This window comes from Streptomyces sp. NRRL S-350, assembly GCF_000719705.1.
Classification (GTDB): Bacteria; Actinomycetota; Actinomycetes; order Streptomycetales; family Streptomycetaceae; genus Kitasatospora.
Window position 1 is genome coordinate 123,880 of the sequence record NZ_JOHO01000004.1, and the last position, 17,422, is coordinate 141,301.

16 protein-coding genes and 2 tRNA genes are annotated in these 17,422 nt (G+C 72.9%); 12 read left to right on the forward strand and 6 right to left on the reverse strand.

All coding sequences use genetic code 11. The annotated features are described in order from the left end of the window. Positions 1-66 precede the first annotated feature (66 nt). The 6 genes from IF30_RS0105955 (at position 67) to pyrE (ending at position 7,405) form a co-directional block, all read left to right on the forward strand. Positions 67-1,227, forward strand: a complete 1,161-nt coding sequence (locus IF30_RS0105955) for a pyridoxal phosphate-dependent aminotransferase (RefSeq protein WP_030232948.1) — start codon at positions 67-69, stop codon at positions 1,225-1,227. Positions 1,228-1,738: 511 nt separating this feature from the next. Continuing rightward, positions 1,739-2,509, forward strand: a complete 771-nt coding sequence (locus IF30_RS0105960; protein ID WP_030232951.1) for an MBL fold metallo-hydrolase — start codon at positions 1,739-1,741, stop codon at positions 2,507-2,509. A 684-nt stretch (positions 2,510-3,193) separates the two neighbouring features. Continuing rightward, entirely contained in the window at positions 3,194-3,724 is a 531-nt protein-coding gene (locus tag IF30_RS0105965) for a DUF2617 family protein (RefSeq protein ID WP_030232953.1), read from the forward strand. Between the two features lie 244 nt (positions 3,725-3,968). Beyond that, positions 3,969-5,594, forward strand: a complete 1,626-nt coding sequence (locus IF30_RS0105970; RefSeq protein ID WP_030232954.1) for a polyamine aminopropyltransferase — start codon at positions 3,969-3,971, stop codon at positions 5,592-5,594. Positions 5,595-5,760: 166 nt separating this feature from the next. Continuing rightward, complete coding sequence (locus tag IF30_RS47535; protein ID WP_158834787.1) at positions 5,761-6,825, forward strand: hypothetical protein; 1,065 nt, start codon at positions 5,761-5,763, stop codon at positions 6,823-6,825. Between the two features lie 43 nt (positions 6,826-6,868). After that, positions 6,869-7,405, forward strand: a complete 537-nt coding sequence (gene pyrE, locus IF30_RS0105980; RefSeq protein ID WP_030232960.1) for an orotate phosphoribosyltransferase — start codon at positions 6,869-6,871, stop codon at positions 7,403-7,405. A 174-nt stretch (positions 7,406-7,579) separates the two neighbouring features. Here the strand turns inward: pyrE and IF30_RS0105985 are convergent, their stop codons facing one another. After that, entirely contained in the window at positions 7,580-8,299 is a 720-nt protein-coding gene (locus IF30_RS0105985) for a DedA family protein (protein ID WP_030232963.1), read from the reverse strand. Between the two features lie 296 nt (positions 8,300-8,595). Between IF30_RS0105985 and fbaA the strand changes: the two genes are divergently transcribed. Continuing rightward, entirely contained in the window at positions 8,596-9,618 is a 1,023-nt protein-coding gene (gene fbaA / locus IF30_RS0105990; protein WP_030232964.1) for a class II fructose-bisphosphate aldolase, read from the forward strand. 90 nt (positions 9,619-9,708) lie between these two features. Here fbaA and IF30_RS0105995 read toward each other — a convergent pair whose 3' ends face one another. Continuing rightward, positions 9,709-10,128 carry a DUF3151 domain-containing protein gene (locus IF30_RS0105995; RefSeq protein ID WP_030232968.1) on the reverse strand — a complete coding sequence of 140 codons (420 nt, stop codon included), beginning with the start codon at positions 10,126-10,128 and terminating at the stop codon, positions 9,709-9,711. A 362-nt stretch (positions 10,129-10,490) separates the two neighbouring features. Between IF30_RS0105995 and IF30_RS0106000 the strand changes: the two genes are divergently transcribed. Together IF30_RS0106000 and IF30_RS0106005 are read left to right on the forward strand one after the other, a co-directional pair. Continuing rightward, on the forward strand, positions 10,491-11,285 hold the full coding sequence (locus IF30_RS0106000; RefSeq protein WP_078891160.1) for a DUF3152 domain-containing protein: 795 nt from the start codon (positions 10,491-10,493) through the stop codon (positions 11,283-11,285). Positions 11,286-11,355: 70 nt separating this feature from the next. After that, a complete protein-coding gene (locus IF30_RS0106005; protein ID WP_030232974.1) occupies positions 11,356-12,063 on the forward strand; it encodes a hypothetical protein in 708 nt (235 codons plus the stop codon). 55 nt (positions 12,064-12,118) lie between these two features. Here IF30_RS0106005 and IF30_RS0106010 read toward each other — a convergent pair whose 3' ends face one another. From IF30_RS0106010 to purS, 4 genes are all read right to left on the reverse strand, one after another. Next, a complete protein-coding gene (locus tag IF30_RS0106010) occupies positions 12,119-12,931 on the reverse strand; it encodes a sterol carrier family protein (RefSeq protein WP_030232976.1) in 813 nt (270 codons plus the stop codon). 74 nt (positions 12,932-13,005) lie between these two features. After that, positions 13,006-15,261, reverse strand: a complete 2,256-nt coding sequence (gene purL, locus IF30_RS41020; protein ID WP_037899094.1) for a phosphoribosylformylglycinamidine synthase subunit PurL — start codon at positions 15,259-15,261, stop codon at positions 13,006-13,008. Next, entirely contained in the window at positions 15,261-15,962 is a 702-nt protein-coding gene (purQ, locus tag IF30_RS0106020) for a phosphoribosylformylglycinamidine synthase subunit PurQ (protein ID WP_030232979.1), read from the reverse strand. Before purQ ends, purL begins: the two co-directional genes overlap by 1 nt. Further along, positions 15,959-16,213: a phosphoribosylformylglycinamidine synthase subunit PurS gene (gene purS, locus IF30_RS0106025; protein ID WP_030232982.1), complete on the reverse strand. Its 255-nt coding sequence runs from the start codon at positions 16,211-16,213 to the stop codon at positions 15,959-15,961. Before purS ends, purQ begins: the two co-directional genes overlap by 4 nt. Positions 16,214-16,679: 466 nt before the next feature. Between purS and IF30_RS0106030 the strand changes: the two genes are divergently transcribed. From IF30_RS0106030 to IF30_RS0106040, 3 genes are all read left to right on the forward strand, one after another. Then, positions 16,680-16,997 (forward strand): histone-like nucleoid-structuring protein Lsr2, encoded by a 318-nt coding sequence (locus IF30_RS0106030; RefSeq protein WP_030232986.1) that lies wholly within the window; start codon positions 16,680-16,682, stop codon positions 16,995-16,997. Positions 16,998-17,156: 159 nt separating this feature from the next. After that, positions 17,157-17,229 (forward strand) — tRNA-Gly (locus tag IF30_RS0106035). Between the two features lie 39 nt (positions 17,230-17,268). Then, a tRNA-Gly gene (locus tag IF30_RS0106040) sits at positions 17,269-17,341 on the forward strand. Positions 17,342-17,422: the final 81 nt, after the last annotated feature.

The following is a 17,422-nucleotide window of genomic DNA, read 5'->3' on the forward strand; positions in this document are numbered from 1 at the left end:
GCATCCTTGCCCATCGATCGCCGACCGTCAGAGGATGGCCCTCACGACGACGCGTGAGGAGCCGAAATGGGTACGAGGCCGCTGCTGAACCGGAGGCTGGCGGGCATGGGCACGACGGTCTTCGCCGAGATGTCCGCCCTGGCCGCCGCCACCGGCTCGATCAACCTCGGGCAGGGCTTCCCCGACACCGACGGGCCCGAAGAGGTCCGTGAGGCGGCCGTACGCGCCCTGCGCGAGGGCCACGGCAACCAGTACCCGCCCGGCCCCGGCATCCCCGAGCTGCGGGCCGCGATCGCCGAGCACCAGCAGCGCTTCTACGGTCTGGCCTACGATCCCGAGGCCGAGGTGCTGGTCACCGCCGGCGCCACCGAGGCCATCGCCGCCTCCCTGCTCGCCCTGCTGGAGCCCGGCGACGAGGTGATCGCCTTCGAGCCGTTCTACGACTCCTACGCCGCCTGCATCGCGATGGCCGGTGCCGTCCGGATCCCGCTCACCCTGCGGGCCCCGGGCTTCCGCCCCGACCTGGACGAGCTGCGCTCCCTGATCACCCCGCGCACCCGGCTGCTGCTGGTCAACACCCCGCACAACCCCACCGGCACCGTCCTCACCGCGGACGAACTCGCCGGCATCGCCCGACTCGCCGTCGAGCACGACCTCCTGGTCGTCACCGACGAGGTCTACGAACACGTGGTCTTCGGCGCCGCCCACCACCCCATCGCCGCCCTGCCCGGCATGCGCGAGCGCACCGTCACCATCTCCTCCGCCGGCAAGACCTTCTCCTTCACCGGCTGGAAGGTCGGCTGGGTCACCGCGAGCCCGGCCCTGGTGGCGGCCGTGCGCACGGCGAAGCAGTACCTGACCTACGTCAGCGCCGGCCCGTTCCAGTACGCCGTCGCCGAGGCGCTGCGCCTGCCCGACGACTACTTCGACACCTTCCGGGCCGATCTCCTGCGCAAGCGCGACCTGCTCGCCGACGGACTCTCCGCCGCCGGTTTCCGGGTCTTCGCCCCCGAGGGCACCTACTTCATCACCACCGACATCACCCCGTTGGGCGAGAAGGACGGCATCGAGTTCTGCCGTGCCCTGCCCGGGCGCTGCGGTGTCGTCGCGATCCCGAACGCCGTCTTCTACGACGACACGGAGGCCGGCCGCAGCCTGGTCCGCTTCACCTTCTGCAAGAAGGACGCAGTCCTCGCCGAGGCGGTGTCCCGGCTCGGGCGGCTCTGAGCGCCGCACGACCGCGGGCACCGGCAGTCGCCGACCCGGCCGGCACCGCAGCTCGGCCCGCACCGGTGGGCGGGTTCGTCCACGGCGCCGGACGGCCTGTGCCGGAACCGGGACGCGAGGCGCGACCCGCCGAGCTGCGCGAGTCGTAACCGGCGCGAAGTCAACCCGACTTCTACAGAAGCGAGTTGGTGACACGAGTGGAGGGGGGCGCGCCGAGTGCCATGCGGGGTTTCTCCCTTGTGAGGGCGACCAGTTGGTTCGAGGTTGGGTTCGGCCGCCCGCACCCGCGTCCCTCCGGGGAGCCGACCTCGGACCCCTACCGGTGCCCCGGGCCCGCGGCACCGGGCCGGGCCAGACCGGGCACACCGGGCCCGGCCAGACCGGGCCACACCGGGCCGGTCGGGGCGGGACAGCCGGCCGGGAGGTCTCCGCCGGTGGGGAATAGCAGGCGTCACGGCGCTCTTGGTCATCGAGTAGCGATCTTCGCTCGTTGGTTCGAGGGGGCCCAGCAGTGACTCAGGTGACCATCCAGTACGTCGGGGGGCCGACCGCGCTGATCGAGATCGGCGGGCTGCGCCTGCTGACCGATCCGACGTTCGACGGCCCCGGGGACTACCCGATCGGCTCCCGCGTCCTCACCAAGACCGCCGGCCCGGCGGTCGCCGCCGAGGACCTCGGCCCGGTGGACGCCATCCTGCTCTCGCACGACCAGCACCCGGACAACCTCGACGGTGCCGGCCGCGCGTACCTGGCCGGCGCACCGCTGGTGCTCTCGACCTCCGCCGCCCGGGACCGGCTCGGCGGAGCGGTCCGGGCCCTGGCCGACGGCGACCACGTCGACCTGCCGCGACCCGGCGGCGGCACGCTTCGGGTGACGGCCGTGCCCGCCCAGCACGGCCCGGACGGCAGCGAACACCTCGTCGGGGAGGTCACCGGTTTCGTCCTGACCGGCTCGGGGCTGCCCACGGTCTACGTCAGCGGGGACAACGCCTCGCTGGACGTGGTGCGGGCGATCGCCGAGAGGGTCGGCCCGGTCGACGTCGCGGTGCTGTTCGCCGGGGCCGCCAGCACACCGCTGATCCCCGGTGCCCATCTGACGCTGACCAGCGACCTGGCCGCGGAGGCCGCCCGCATCCTCGGGGCCCGCCACGTCGTACCGCTCCACTTCGAGCACTGGGGGCACTTCACCGAGGGCCCGGACACCCTGCCGGCGGCCTTCGAGCGGGTCGGCCTGCAGGAGGCGCTGCGACTGCCCTCGCCGGGGGAACGACTCACGCTCTGACGGCGCCCGGTCCGACGGCGCCCGGGCGACGGGTACCGGGCGACGGAGTACCGGACCGTCAGCGCCCGGCCCGGCGGCGCACCCGCTGACGGGCCCTGGGACCTGCCTTAGCCCGGTCCTCTTCGGTTTCTGCAAAAGGGAGGACGCCCGCCAGGAGGCCATGGCTCGGCTGTGGTGCCTCCGCGGGGCCGCGCGCCCCCTTTCCGCACCCTGGAAACCGCAGCATCCCTGACCCGGCAACAGTTCCCGGGCATCATCAACTCGCTTGACCGGTTTAGCCGTTTGCCGACCACACAGCCGGACCTACGGCCCGTCCGGCCCGTCCCGGCCGCCCTTCGCACCCCGTGTGCGGAGGGTGGCGGCGCGTGATGCATCCGGACGGCGCACTACCAGCGCGCACGGCGCGCGACCCGGTGATAGGAGCGCGCGCTGTGCAGAGTCGCACACCGGGTCGATCAGAGCCGGGGAGCAGGTGTGCTCGAAACGGTGAATGCTTGACAAAGTTGGGTAAATCACCGGCGGACCCGACGTAATCGTGCTTCTCTGCTGCTGAATCTCCAGCCGGAATCCTTCCTTCCACGGTCGGCCGCGCCCAGGGCCGCACAGCCACGAACAGCCTCGCCTTCGCAGGCCTACTCGCTGCTGCTCGGCGGGCGCGCACGGAGCTGAAACGCGGAGCCGAGCATGCTCACCACACTGCAGACCTCCTACACGGACACCCGCGCCGGTGACCTCGCCTGGTGCCTCGGCGGCGACCCGCTGCCCGCGCTGGCCGTCCGCGACCTGAGACTCGACGGAGGCGGTCGTCCGGGCACGCCCGGCACCCTCCAGCTGCGGCTGCTCGGCGCCTCGCACCAGGTGGTGATCGACGCCGGCCCCGGCCGGTGCCTGGAGACCGTCGCCTGTCTGCCCGGCCGCCGGACCCCGCTCCCGGCCCGGGTGGCCAAGCAGGTCTGCGGTTGGGAGTACGAGTTCGCCGCCCGGATCGAGGCGCTGCCGCCGCACGACTTCGCCGCCCGCGCCCAGGAGTTGCTGGCCCTGGTCGAAGGGCACCCCCGGGGCCTCGCCGGGGTGTTCCCGGGCGATCCGAGCGCCTTCACCGCGCTGGTCACCCAGGGCGGCGCGGACCGGCTGCTCTGGCGGACCTGGCACGCCTACCCGCAGGAGGGGCAGCTGGTGTGCACCCGTTCCTCGCTCGTGCTGCCGGGAGCATGACCGCCGCAACCCCGGGCGGCGCCGCCGATCCGGTCATACGCCACCAAGCGCAGCCCTACGAATCGCACGCAGGAACGATTCGTCAATCCGAGGTCGCCCGCTGTCCGTCGGATGGACGCAGCCATCCGTCCCGCACGTCCCCTAGCGTTTGTTCGTGATCAACCATCCGGCCGGTCCGCCCGTACGCCCACGCGTGGACCCAGACGACGGCGCCCCGCCCCGGCCCGGGCACAGCCTCGCCCCCCTGTTCGCCCGGCGTCGACCCCGGCTGCGCTCCCGTCCCCGGCTCGCCCGCCTGACCGTCCTGCTGGCCGCGTTCGTCTGCGCGGCCTGCGGACTGGTCTACGAGCTCGAACTGGTCGCGCTCGGCGACTACCTCCTCGGGGACACGGTCACCCAGACCTCCGTCGTGCTCTCCGTCATGGTGTTCGCGATGGGCCTCGGCTCCCTGCTCGCCAAACGGCTCACCCGCCGACCCGCCACCGCCTTCGCCCTCGTCGAATGCGCGCTCGCGCTCACCGGCGGACTCTCCGTCCTCACCGTCTACTCCTGCTGGGCGTGGCTCGGCCGCTACCAGGCCGCGATGGTCGGCCTCACCTGCCTGATCGGCACCCTGATCGGCGCCGAGATCCCCCTGCTGATGACCCTCATCCAGCGGATCCGCCGCGAGGACGCCGGACGCGCCGCAGCCGACCTGTTCGCCGCCGACTACATCGGCGCGCTGATCGGCGGCCTCGCCTTCCCGTTCCTGCTGCTGCCCGCGCTCGGCCCCGGCGACGGCGCACTCCTCACCGGCGCCGTCAACGCCGTCGCCGGAGCCGCCGTGGTCCTCTGGCTCTTCCGGGAGGAGCCCGCACCCCGGATACGACGGCTGCTCTGGGGCGCCTGCCTGCTCGTCCTCGCCGTGCTCGCGGCCGCCGCGGCCGGCTCCGACGCCGTCGAACGCGCCGCCCGGCACGCCCTCTACGGCGACCAGGTCCGCTACGCCACCCGCAGCCGGTACCAGGAGATCGTGCTCACCGGCCCCGCCGAAGGCCCCCTCCGGCTCTACCTGGACGGACGGCTCGCAGTCTGCGGACCGGACGAGTACCGGGGCAGCGAAGGCCTGGTCCACCCGGCCATGGCCGCCGGCCCGGACACCCGCGTCCTGCTGCTCGGCGGCGGCGACGGGCTCGCCCTCCGGGAGGTCCTGCGGCACCGGGGCGTGCGCACCGTCCGGCTGGTCGACGCCGACCCCGCCCTCCCCCGCCTCGCCCGCACCGACCCCGCGCTCGCCGCCCTCGCCGGCCACTCCCTCGACGACCCCCGGGTCCGCACCACCACCGCCGATCCGATGGCCTGGCTGCGCGGCGCGGACGCCGACTCGGGCACGGGCACGGGCACGGCAGCCGACCCGGACACCCGCTCGGGCCCCGGCCTGGGCACGGGAGCCTCCGACGGCGACGGTCCGTACGACGTGGTGCTCGCCGACCTCCCCGCGCCGGCCGACGGCGGACCGGTCAAGTACCACTCCCAGGAGTTCTACGGCCTCGCCGCCCGGCTGCTCTCCCCCGGCGGCCGGATCGCCGTCCGGGCCGGGAGCAGCCCGGACGGCCTCTGGCAGATCGAATCCGGCCTGCGGACAGCAGGACTGCAGACCACGCCGTACGCCGTCCCGGGCGGCGCCACCGCCTCCTGCCGCCCCGGCCCGCCGGACGCCGCCCAGAACTTCCTCCTCGCCGCCGCCGCCCGTCCCCCGCTCACCCTCGCCCCCGACGCCCCGCCGCCCCGCGCCCTCACCCCCGACTCCCTGCGCGCCTCCACCACCCGCCTCGACTCGGTCCGCCCCGCCCGCCCCCCGGCCGCGCTCACCCTCCTCGGCCCCCGCTGACCCCGCCGGGCGGACCCCGGGCGGACCACGGCCAGAGCGAGCCGCGGCACGCGGGAGCAGGGTGGGGCAGCGCTCGTGGCGTGCGGGGACGGGGTGCGGGTGGGGCGGGAAAGTCGGGTGGTGGTGGGTAGGGACCGGGCGGGGTCGGGTCGGTAGGCTCCGTGGCATGGAGCATGAGGTTGTCGTCCCGATGTCCGCCGAGCTGGTGCGGCAGGCCTTGCAGGATCCGGCGCTGCTGGCGCGGAGTGTGCCGGGGCTGAGCACGGAGCCGGCTGCGGTCGGAGGCGGGCCGGCCGAGGAGATCGGCGGGCGGCTGAAGCTGCGGATCGGCGGCTCCACGATCACGTACAAGGGCGTGCTGTCGCTGATCGAGGGGCGGGAGGGCGTGCTGACCGTGCTCGCCGAGGGCCAGGAGGTCCGGGGCAGCGGTGAGGCGACCGCCACCGTCCGGGTCCGGGTGGCGGACGGCGCGGAGGACGGCACCGCCGCCCTGCGCTTCACCGGTGACCTGAGCGCCACCGGTCGGCTGACCGAGTTCGACGGGGAGGCCCTCGACGCCACCGGGCGCCGTCTGCTGGACAGGTTCGTCGCGGCCCTGGTCGCCCCGGAGGGCGGGGAGGACCAGGACGACGAGGCCGAGGCCGAGGCCGCAGCCGACACCGGGCCGGAGGCGGAGACCGGCGCCGGTGCCGGGGTGTTCTTCATCGAGGACCGCCAGGACCAGCCCGGTGACGACCTGGACGACGACCTCTCCGACCTGATCGCCTTCTCGGACGCCGACGCCGAGCGCTTCGGCCTGCCCGTCGGTGCGGCCGACGACGAGGACGACAGCGAGGACGACGGCGCCGGGGAGGACCGGGACGTGGACGACGTGGACGACGTGGACGAGGCGGAGGCGAAGGCCGGGGGCCGGGACGCCGTCGCCGAGGAGATCTCCACCGAGTCGCTGTTCGGGTACGAGGAGGAGCCGGTGGTCACCGGCCCGGTGCGCCGCAGCATCGTCGGCCGGTCCGCCGAGGAGGTGGACCACGCCCCGCCGCGCGGCCCGTACGCCCCGGCGCTGCCCGCCCGCAGTGCGCGGGCCCGGGCGGCGTCCCGCTGGGGCGGCGAGGCGGGCGGGATCGTGGTGCCGGGCACCGGTGGCCGCAGCGCTGTGCCGTGGGTGATCGGCGGCTCGGTGGCCCTGCTGGGCGGCGCCGTGGTGCTGGTCAGGGCCCTGCGTCGGCGCTAGCCGGGGGCGCCGGGCGGGCGGTCAGGCCCTAGACTGAACGCTCATGAGCAACGACCGCGACGCCCTGCTGGCACAGATCAAGGACAAGGCCGTCGTGCACGGCAAGGTCACCCTCTCCTCCGGCAAGGAGGCCGACTACTACGTCGACCTGCGCCGGATCACGCTGGACGGCGAGGCCGCCCCGCTGGTCGGCCGGGTGATGCTGGACGCGACCTCGCACCTGGAGTACGACGCCGTCGGCGGTCTGACCCTGGGCGCCGACCCGGTGGCCGCCTCGATGCTGCACGCCGCCGCCGCGCGCGGGCAGAAGCTGGACGCCTTCGTGGTCCGCAAGACCGGCAAGGCGCACGGCCTGCAGCGCCGGATCGAGGGCCCGGAGGTGAAGGGCCGCCGGGTGCTGGCCGTCGAGGACACCTCCACGACCGGTGGCTCGGTGCTGACGGCCGTCGAGGCGCTGCGCGAGGCGGGCGCCGAGGTGGTCGGCGTCGCGGTGATCGTGGAGCGCGGCGGCGCGGGCGCCGTCGAGGCGCAGGGCCTGGAGTACGTGACCGCGTACACCCTGGACGACCTGGGCCTCTGACCCAAGGACGGACGCCGGTGGACGGGGCCGGACGCCGGGCACCAAACACCGGACACCGGACGCCGGTGGACGAGCCGGCCACCGGCCACCGCCGGACCACGACGAAACGAGAGGGGCCGGGTCCGTTTCACGTGAAACACGTGGAACGGACCCGGCCCCTCGCCGCGCTCGTGCTCAGCCGCGCCGGTGCCGGCCGCCGGCGGCCGGCGCCGGGGCCTCGTCGACGTTCTCGGCGCCGCCGGCCTTCCGCTTCTTCCGCTCGCGCACGACCTCGACCAGGATCGGCGAGATCGACAGCAGCACGATCAGCAGCACCGCCGGGATCAGGTACTTGTCGATCACCGGGGCGAGCGCGTCGCCGAAGAAGTAGCCGATCAGCAGCATGGACTCGGTCCAGAGCACGCCGCCGACGACGTTCCACAGGAAGAACGTCCGGGCGGGCATCTCCAGGGTGCCGGCGACCGGGTTCAGGAAGGTGCGGATGATCGGCATGAAGCGCGCCAGCACCACGGCCTTGCCGGAGCCGAACTTGTTGAAGTACTCCTCCGCCTTCACCACGTACTCGCGGCGGAAGATCTTCGAGTCGGGCTTGTCGAACATCTTCGGGCCGACCTTGGCGCCGATCAGGTGCCCCAGCTGGGCACCGGCGACGGCGGCGATCGGGCAGCCGACGAGCAGCACCGCGATCGGCAGCTTGGCGCCGTCGCCGAGCACCGACGAGGCGGCGTTCGAGGCGGCGACGCCCGCGAGGATCAGCAGCGAGTCACCCGGGAAGAAGAAGCCGACCAGCAGGCCGGTCTCCGCGAAGATGATCGCGATGAGCCCGATGGCGCCGAGGGACGAGATCAGGGATTTGGCGTCGAGCAGGTTGACGGCCAGCTGGTTGTAGTCCACGGGCGCAGGATAGCGGGCGTACCTTGCGGACAGCTTCGGCCCGGCCCCCGGCAGGGCCGTTCCGACTGGCGGGCTCCTGCTGACCCGCGGGCACGAGTCTGGGAAGATGACACCGGCGTCCGGTCCGCGGCGGCCCACCACCCTCATGGCCGTACCGCGGAGGTCGCCCCGAAGCTTGGTGCCGGAGAGCCACACCGCAACGCCGCGCGTCGGCGGCCGGCACGGAGTCGTCACGAAGGCGTACACAGCGTCGGACAGCACCGTCCGTACGCCGCAACCCGACAGGAGCGGATCGCATGCCCATCGCAACTCCCGAGGTCTACAACGAGATGCTGGACCGGGCCAAGGCGGGCAAGTTCGCCTACCCGGCCATCAACGTCACCTCGTCGCAGACCCTGCACGCCGCGCTGCGTGGTTTCGCCGAAGCCGAGAGCGACGGGATCATCCAGATCTCGACCGGCGGCGCGGAGTTCCTGGGCGGCCAGCACAACAAGGACATGGTGACCGGCGCGGTCGCGCTCGCCGAGTTCGCGCACATCGTCGCCGCCAAGTACGACGTCACCGTCGCCCTGCACACCGACCACTGCCCGAAGGACAAGCTGGACGGCTACGTCCGCCCGCTGCTGGCGGTCTCCGCCGAGCGCGTGGCCAAGGGCCTGAACCCGCTGTTCCAGTCGCACATGTGGGACGGCTCGGCCGAGACCCTCGCCGACAACCTGGCCATCGCCCAGGAGCTGCTGGCCCAGGCCGCCGCCGCCAAGATCATCCTTGAGGTCGAGATCACCCCGACCGGCGGCGAGGAGGACGGCGTCACCCACGAGATCAACGACGAGCTGTACACCACCGTCAACGACGCCGTGCGCACCGCCGAGGCGCTGGGCCTGGGCGAGAAGGGCCGCTACCTGCTGGCCGCCTCGTTCGGCAACGTGCACGGCGTGTACAAGCCGGGCAACGTCGTGCTGAAGCCGGAGCTGCTGCGCGAGCTGCAGGACGCGATCGGCAAGCAGTACGGCAAGACCGACCCGTTCGACTTCGTCTTCCACGGCGGCTCGGGCTCGACCGCCGAGGAGATCGCCACCGCGCTGGAGAACGGCGTCGTGAAGATGAACCTGGACACCGACACCCAGTACGCCTTCACCCGCCCGGTGGCCGGCCACATGTTCGCCAACTACGACGGCGTGCTGAAGGTCGACGGCGAGGTCGGCAAGAAGAACACCTACGACCCGCGCACCTGGGGCAAGCTCGCCGAGGCCGGCATGGCCGCGCGCGTGGTCGAGGCCGCCGAGCAGCTGCGCTCCGCGGGCAAGCGCCTGAAGTGAGCCCGGTGGCCGCGTGAGCGCGCGGCTCCCGCATGACGAACGGGTGCCCCCGGCGGTCCTCCGCCGGGGGCACCCGCACGTCCCGGGTTCCTACTGCTTGAGCTCCGCGTACGCCTCCACGCTGCTGTCCTTCAGGAACTGCCAGCAGCGGGCCTCCTCCTCGGTCTCCTTGATCGCGCCGGCCGCCCGGGCGAGCGCGGCCAGGCAGCGCAGGAAGCCGCGGTTGCCGCGGTGCTCCCACGGCACCGGTCCGTGGCCCTTCCAGCCGCTGCGGCGCAGGGCGTCGAGGCCCCGGTGGTAGCCGGTGCGGGCGTAGGCGTACGACTCGACGTACCGGCCGGCCGCGTAGGAGTCGTCGGCCAGCATGGCCCAGGCCAGGCAGAACGCCGGGAACTCGGCCGCCACCTGGGTCGGCGAGGCCGACTCCTCCGCCAGCATTCGGTAGGGCCGCTCCTCCTCGGGCAGGAGGGTGGGTTCGGGGCCGTCGAGAAGATTCCTGTGGATCGCCATGCCCTGAAGTCTGCCACCCGAGGCGCAGGGGTCAACCGCCGCACCGTGCTCGGCGGGCCGCCGGGCGCTCGTGCGGGACGGTCTCCGCGGTCTTCCCGGCCCGGCCGTCGGCTTCCGCCTGCCGGTGCGCGTCGGTATGCGTCGGTGATCTTCGCCCGGCGGACGGTGCGGCCGATCGGTGGTGCCACCGGCCGGCGGGCTTCCCGGCGCCGTGGTGTGCATACCCGGTACGTGGACATTCACCCGTTCGCCATGCCAAGGTGACGCCCGTGCCAGCAGTCCGACCCGCCCGTGGGCGGCCCACTCCGCAGCGGAGCGGCGGCCACAGACGCCGCCGGCCGCGTCGGAGGATCGGACCTGGCATGCTCACGGCATCGGTGGCGGCCGTCCTGGTGCTGGGCGCCACGGCCGTCGCGCTGGGCCTGCCCTCGGGCACCCCGGCCGCCGGTCCGACCACCCAGGGGCGGATCGCCCCTCCGGCCGAAGGGGCACCGACGACGACACCGCCGGCCCCGGCCCCGGTCGTCACCCCGACACCCACTCCGCCCCCGCCGCCGCCACCGGTGCCCACCCCCGCCGCCCCCGACGCCGGCCCCGCCGCGGGCGCGGGCACCTTCACCGTCGCCCCGGCCACCGCCAAGGCGGTCGGACGCGGCACCGTACGCCGCTACCGGGTGGAGGTCGAGGACGGCATCGGCATCGACGCCCCGGCCGCCGCCGCCCAGATCCACGGCATCCTCGGCGACCCGCGCGGCTGGACCAACGACCGCAGGAACGGCTTCCAGCTGGTCGCGACCGGCCCGTACGACTTCACCGTGAAGATCGCCTCGCCCGCCACCGTCGACAGGATCTGCGGCGCCTCCGGCCTGGACACCCACGGCGAGGTCAACTGCAACGTCGGCAACCAGGTGCTCGTCAACTCCAAGCGCTGGAACACCGGTTCACCCCAGTTCAGCGGGCCGGTCGAGGAGTACCGGGCACTCATCGTCAACCACGAGGTCGGCCACCGGATCGGCCACGGGCACGAGGGGTGCCCGGCCCCCGGCAAGCCCGCGCCCGCGATGATGCAGCAGATCTACGGACTCAAGGGCTGCACGCCCAACGCGTGGCCGTACGCGGCGGACGGCACCTACCTCAGCGGGCCCTCCGTCCCGTGAACCGGGCGGCTGCGGACCGGAGTCGGGATCCGGCCACCGGGCCGGGACGGTGCCCCCGTACCCTGCCGTCATGACAGCCGCCCAACGCCGAACGCTCACCGCGGTCCTCGTATCCGCCGGCACCCTGCTCGGCGCCGCCGCCTGCTCGTCCTCCGGCGGCCTGCCCGGCTCCGGAACCCTCTCCTACGACGACTTCCGGTCGACCGCCCGGAAGGCGGCCGCCGAGCCGACGGACACCTGCCCCTTCGGCCTCGACCTCGCCAAAGCCCTGCGGACGGCCGGGATCAGCGCGGACGTCAGCCCCGACGCCAAGGAAGGGCACGCCGTCGACGCCGGTGCCGCCGACGGCGACCCGGCGAAGCCGTGGCCGTCGAACGCCTCCCACCCGCCGTCCATGCCGTCGATCCCGGCCACCCCGCCGCGCGCCTTCGTCAGCTGCACCTACCGGGTCGGCCACGCCAGGATGGACCTGGAGCTGATGGCCGTCCCGCAGGCCGGCGCGGCGGTCAACCTGATGTTCCCGCTGATCCAGCACAACGCCAGGGTCGGGATCGGGCCGATTCAGCAGTTCGCCACCGAGCAGCCCGACGCCGGGCAGGCCAAGCTCGTGCCCGGCGGGAAGGACAGCGCCGCCGTCGCCCGGATCGCGCCGAAGGGCTCGGGTGACATCGCCCTGCTGCTCTCCCAGGTCCTCGACGACGACGCGGCGCCTGATCCCGCCCTCACCGGCGAGCAACTGCGCAAGGCCACCGAGGCGTTGGCCGCCCAGCTGCGCTAGCCCGGCCACCCCGAACCCGGCCACCCCAAGCCCTGCGGCCTCAAGCCCTGCGGCCTCAGCCGAGCACCGGCAGGTGGGCCCGCAGGTCGCTGCGCTCCCCGGAGGCGGACACCGCGGCCGCCTCCACCGCCGCCGCCCAGTCGAGCCGCCCGGTGGCCAGCCGGATCCAGGTCAGCGGGTCGGTCTCGACCACGTTGGGCGGGGTGCCGCGGGTGTGCCGGGGGCCCTCCACGGCCTGCACCACGGCGTACGGGGGGATCCGCAGCTCGACCGCGCCGCCGGGGGCGCGGTCGGCGAAGGCGTCGGCGAGCAGCCGGGTGACGGCGGCGACGGCCTGGCGGTCGTGCGGGAAGGCGTCCCGGCCGAGCGCGGCGGCCAGGTCGTCGGCGTGCACGACCGCCTCCACCAGCCTGGTCACCAGCATGTCGGAGAGCGCCATCGAGCCCAGCCGGATCTCGAACCGCCGGGTCGGGTCTGCGGCTTCGGGCTTCGCCAGGAGCCCGGTCAGCGCGTCGGCGGCCCGCCCGAAGGCCGTCGCCACCGATGCCGCGTCCCCGTCGAACTCCGTTCCGGCCCGCTCCCTGGCCTGCTCGTCCAGCAGCGGCGCGACGGTGCCCACCCCGGCCACCCAGCCCAGCAGGGCCAGCGGCGCCCGCCCTTCCGCCGGATCGTCCAAGTGCGCCGGGACGAAGTCGAGTTGGACGGCGAGGTGGGCGAGCAGCTCACGGACCCGCCACTGCCCCAGCCGGGTCGGCAGGTCCAGTTGCCCGGTGGTGAGGGCGTCCACGGCGGCGCGCAGCGCCGCGGTCTGGGCGGCCAGCGCGGCGCGGACCTTCTGCGGCTGGTAGGCACGGGGCTTGGCAGGCATGGGCCCCAACATACGCCGAGGGGCGGACGGTCCTCCCGGTTCGGGAGTGCCGTCCACCCCTCGGGTGGCGCGGGTCAGGCCAGCAGGGCCTCGATGACGCCGGTGTGGGCGTCCTTCAGCTCGGCCAGCGAGACGCTGAACTGGCCCTGGACGTCGAGGGATTCGCCGTCCACGACACCGATGCGGGTGGCCGGCAGGCCGCGCGCGGTGCACATGTCGTTGAACCGGAGCTCCTCGCTGCGCGGCACCGCCACGACGGCGCGGCCGGCCGACTCCGAGAACAGGAGGACGAACGGGTCCATGCCCTCGGGCACGATGATCCGTGCGCCGTGGCCGCCCTTGAGGCAGCTCTCCACGAGCGCCTGGCCGAGGCCGCCGTCGGAGAGGTCGTGCGCGGCGTCGATCATGCCGTCGCGCGAGGCGGCGATCAGGATCTCGCCGAGCAGCCGCTCGCGCTCCAGGTCCACCTTGGGCGGCAGGCCGCCGAGGTGGTCGTGGACGGCCTGGGACCAGGCCGAACCGCCGAGCTCGTCCGCCGTGTCGCCGAGCAGGTAGAGCAGCTGCCCCTCCTCGGCGAAGGCGGTGGGGGTGCGCCGGGTGACGTCGTCGATGACGCCGAGCACCGCGACCACCGGGGTCGGGTGGATGGCGACCTCGCCGGTCTGGTTGTACAGCGAGACGTTGCCGCCGGTGACCGGGGTGCCGAGCACCAGGCAGGCGTCGGCCAGGCCGCGGGTCGCCTCGGCGAACTGCCACATCACGTCCGGGTCCTCGGGGGAGCCGAAGTTCAGGCAGTCGGAGACGGCGAGCGGCTTGGCACCGCCGGCCGCGACGTTGCGGTACGCCTCGGCCAGGGCCAGCTGGGCGCCGGTGTACGGGTCGAGCTTGGCGAAGCGGCCGTTGCCGTCGGTGGCGACGGAGACGCCGAGGTTGGTCTCCTCGTCGATCCGGATCATGCCCGAGTCCTCGCCGACCGAGAGCACGGTGTTGCCGAGCACGTAGCGGTCGTACTGGTCGGTGATCCAGGACTTGGAGGCCTGGTTGGGGTGGCCGGCGACCTTCAGCAGGTCGGCCTTGAGGCCCTCGCCGGTGGTCGGGCGGGCCAGCCGCTCGGCGGTCGGGGCGTCGGCCTGCAGCGCGTCCTGCCAGCTCGGGCGGGCGTACGGGCGCTGGTAGGTCGGTCCCTCGTGGGCGACGGTGCGCGGCGGGACGTCCACGACGAGTTCGCCGTGCCAGTAGATCTCCAGGCGCTCGCCGTCGGTGACCTCACCGATGACGTTGGCGATGACGTCCCACTTCTCGCAGATCTCCAGGAAGCGGTCGACCTTGTCGGGTTCGACGATGGCGCACATGCGCTCCTGCGACTCGCTCATGAGGATCTCCTCCGGCGAGAGCGTGTGGTCGCGCAGATGCACGGTGTCGAGCTCGATCCGCATGCCGCCGGAGCCGGCCGAGGCCAGCTCGCTGGTGGCGCAGGACAGGCCGGCGCCGCCGAGGTCCTGGATGCCCTTGACGAGCTTCTCGCGGAAGATCTCCAGGGTGCACTCGATGAGGAGCTTCTCCTGGAACGGGTCGCCGACCTGGACGGCCGGGCGCTTGGCCGGCTTGGTGTCGTCGAAGGTCTCGGAGGCCAGCACCGAGACGCCGCCGATGCCGTCGCCGCCGGTGCGGGCGCCGTACAGGATGACCTTGTTGCCGGCGCCGGACGCCTGCGCGAGGTGGATGTCCTCGTGCTTCATGACGCCCACGCACAGCGCGTTGACCAGCGGGTTGCCCTGGTAGCAGGAGTCGAAGACGACCTCGCCGCCGATGTTCGGCAGGCCCAGGCAGTTGCCGTAGCCGCCGATGCCCGCGACGATCCCGGGCAGCACGCGCCGGGTGTCCGGGTGGTCGGCGGCACCGAAGCGCAGCGGGTCCATCACGGCGACCGGGCGGGCGCCCATCGCCAGGATGTCGCGCACGATGCCGCCGATGCCGGTGGCCGCGCCCTGGTAGGGCTCGATGTACGACGGGTGGTTGTGCGACTCGACCTTGAAGGTGACCGCGTAGCCCTGGCCGACGTCGACCACGCCGGCGTTCTCGCCGATGCCGACGAGCATCGCGTCCGAATCGGGCTTCTTCTCGCCGAACTGCTTCAGGTGGACCTTGCTGCTCTTGTACGAACAGTGCTCGGACCACATGACCGAGTACATCGCGAGTTCGGCGCCGGTCGGGCGGCGGCCGAGAATCTCCCGGATGCGCGCGTACTCGTCCTCCTTGAGGCCGAGTTCGGCCCAGGGCTGGGCCGCGTCCGGGGTCTGCTCGGCGTTCTTGACGGTGTCGAGGCTCATCAGGCGTTCACCAGCTGCTTCAGGACGGAAGTGAAGAAGCCCAGGCCCTCGGTGGTCGGACCGGTGAGCGTCTCCACGGCGTGCTCCGGGTGCGGCATCAGGCCGACGACATTGCCGGCGGCGTTGGTGATGCCGGCGATGTCGCGGTACGAACCGTTCGGGTTGCCGTACCCGTCGGCGGCGGCGCCGTCGACCAGGTAACGGGCCACGACCCGCCCCTCCGCCTCCAGCGCGTCCAGGACGTGCTCGTCCGCGACGAAGCGGCCCTCGCCGTTCTTCAGCGGGACGACGATTTCCTGGCCCGCCGAGTAATCCCGGGTCCAGGCGGTGTCGGTGTTCTCGATCCGCAGCTTCTGGTCGCGGCAGATGAAGTGCAGCGAGTCGTTGCGGGTGAGCGCGCCGGGCAGCAGGTGGGATTCGCACAGCACCTGGAAGCCGTTGCAGATACCGAGGACCGGCATTCCGAGCCTGGCCTGCTCGATGACGGTCTCCATCACCGGCGAGAAGCGGGAGATCGCACCGCAGCGCAGATAGTCGCCGTAACTGAATCCGCCCGGCAGGACGACGGCGTCGACCTGGTGGAGATCCTTGTCACGGTGCCAGAGGGCGACCGGCTCGGCGCCGGCGAGGCGGACCGCCCGCTGGGCGTCGCGGTCGTCGAGGGAGCCGGGGAAAGTGACGACGCCGACGCGGGTGGTCACTTCGCCGCCTCCTCGACCCGGACGGTGAAGTCCTCGATCACGGTGTTGGCGAGAAAGGTCTCGGCGGCTTCGCGGATACGGGCGAGCGCCGCGTCGTCGACCGGGCCCTCCACATCCAGCTCGAAACGCTTGCCCTGGCGGACGTCGGCGATCCCGGTGAATCCGAGACGGGGCAGTGCACGCTGCACCGCCTGGCCCTGGGGGTCGAGGATCTCCGGCTTGAGCATGACGTCGACTACGACGCGTGCCACTGGCACTCCCGGTGGTGTCTTCGGTGAGGCGGGGGAACTCCAGACTACCGGTGGTTTCGGGCAGGATTGCTGGCCGGGGATAGCGACGCGCGTAGACCCAGGCCCCTTACGCCGCAAGGGATCCGGGGCCGCCACGCCCGGCGGGGACGGCCCGTTTCCCGGGATTCGACGCCCGGAACGGCCGCCCCCGGAGAACACCCGAATACGGCACTTGGGGACAGAACGACCCGTCCCGCACATCGGTATCCCACGGTCCCGCGAAGAGACGTGAATATACGGAAAAGAATGCCGGACTCTTCGATTTCGACCCCCTTCGGGTGCAGAATAGGGCCACCTGTCGCGGCAAGTGCTGCGTATCAGGCGGACCACCCTGGCCGCCCGTATGCGCTTGCGCGAGTTGGTGCACATCAGGCCCCGGGCGTACCCCCGCGGACCGGTGGCCGAATTGCCGAGAGGATTGACACCCATGGCTCAGCGTGTAGTTGTCACGCTCTCCGACGACCTGGACGGCGGCTCCGCCGCGGAAACCGTCCACTTCGGCGTCGACGGGAAGTCGTACGAGATCGACCTGTCCGTGGACAACGCGGAAAAGCTGCGGGAGGCCCTCGCTCCGTTCGTCGCCGCCGGCCGCCGCCAGAGCCGCACCGGAAAGTCCTTCCGCCGCACCGCCCTCACCCCGGACCCGGCCGCCGTCCGCGCCTGGGCCCTGTCCCGCGGCATGGAACTGCCGGCCCGCGGCCGCATCCCCAAGCGCGTGTACGAGAGTTTCGCCGACGCGAACTGACCCCGGCCCCGGGTCACCGCTCCCCGGTCGCCCCGCCGCCCGGGCCGAAAGGCCTGGGCCGAAAGGGTGGGGCGACCACCCCGAACGATGCTGTAGAGTATTCCTCGTCGCCGCAACGGAGAGATCCGAAGAGGCGGCCGGTGCCCCACCAGGCACCGTGCGGACGTGGCTCAGTTGGTAGAGCATCACCTTGCCAAGGTGAGGGTCGCGAGTTCGAATCTCGTCGTCCGCTCGCAGTGCGCGAGCACAGCACAACTCAATAGTTTGACCTGCGGACGTGGCTCAGTTGGTAGAGCATCACCTTGCCAAGGTGAGGGTCGCGAGTTCGAATCTCGTCGTCCGCTCAGCTGCGAAGGGCCCCCTCGGATGAGGGGGCCCTTCGGCATTCCCGCCCGGCACCCGTGACATTTGTCATCGCCGACCCG

Excerpts from the sequence above, each read along its gene's own strand:
- IF30_RS0106005 (WP_030232974.1), top strand. The coding sequence starts at position 11,356 with ATGACAGCCGCCCAACGCCGAACGCTCACCGCGGTCCTCGTATCCGCC.
- pyrE (WP_030232960.1), top strand. The coding sequence starts at position 6,869 with ATGAGCAACGACCGCGACGCCCTGCTGGCACAGATCAAGGACAAGGCC.
- purL (WP_037899094.1), bottom strand. The coding sequence starts at position 15,261 with ATGAGCCTCGACACCGTCAAGAACGCCGAGCAGACCCCGGACGCGGCC.
- IF30_RS0105995 (WP_030232968.1), bottom strand. The coding sequence starts at position 10,128 with ATGGCGATCCACAGGAATCTTCTCGACGGCCCCGAACCCACCCTCCTG.
- IF30_RS0105965 (WP_030232953.1), top strand. The coding sequence starts at position 3,194 with ATGCTCACCACACTGCAGACCTCCTACACGGACACCCGCGCCGGTGAC.
- IF30_RS0106000 (WP_078891160.1), top strand. The coding sequence starts at position 10,491 with ATGCTCACGGCATCGGTGGCGGCCGTCCTGGTGCTGGGCGCCACGGCC.
- IF30_RS0106030 (WP_030232986.1), top strand. The coding sequence starts at position 16,680 with ATGGCTCAGCGTGTAGTTGTCACGCTCTCCGACGACCTGGACGGCGGC.
- IF30_RS0105955 (WP_030232948.1), top strand. The coding sequence starts at position 67 with ATGGGTACGAGGCCGCTGCTGAACCGGAGGCTGGCGGGCATGGGCACG.
- IF30_RS0106010 (WP_030232976.1), bottom strand. The coding sequence starts at position 12,931 with ATGCCTGCCAAGCCCCGTGCCTACCAGCCGCAGAAGGTCCGCGCCGCG.
- fbaA (WP_030232964.1), top strand. The coding sequence starts at position 8,596 with ATGCCCATCGCAACTCCCGAGGTCTACAACGAGATGCTGGACCGGGCC.
- IF30_RS47535 (WP_158834787.1), top strand. The coding sequence starts at position 5,761 with ATGGAGCATGAGGTTGTCGTCCCGATGTCCGCCGAGCTGGTGCGGCAG.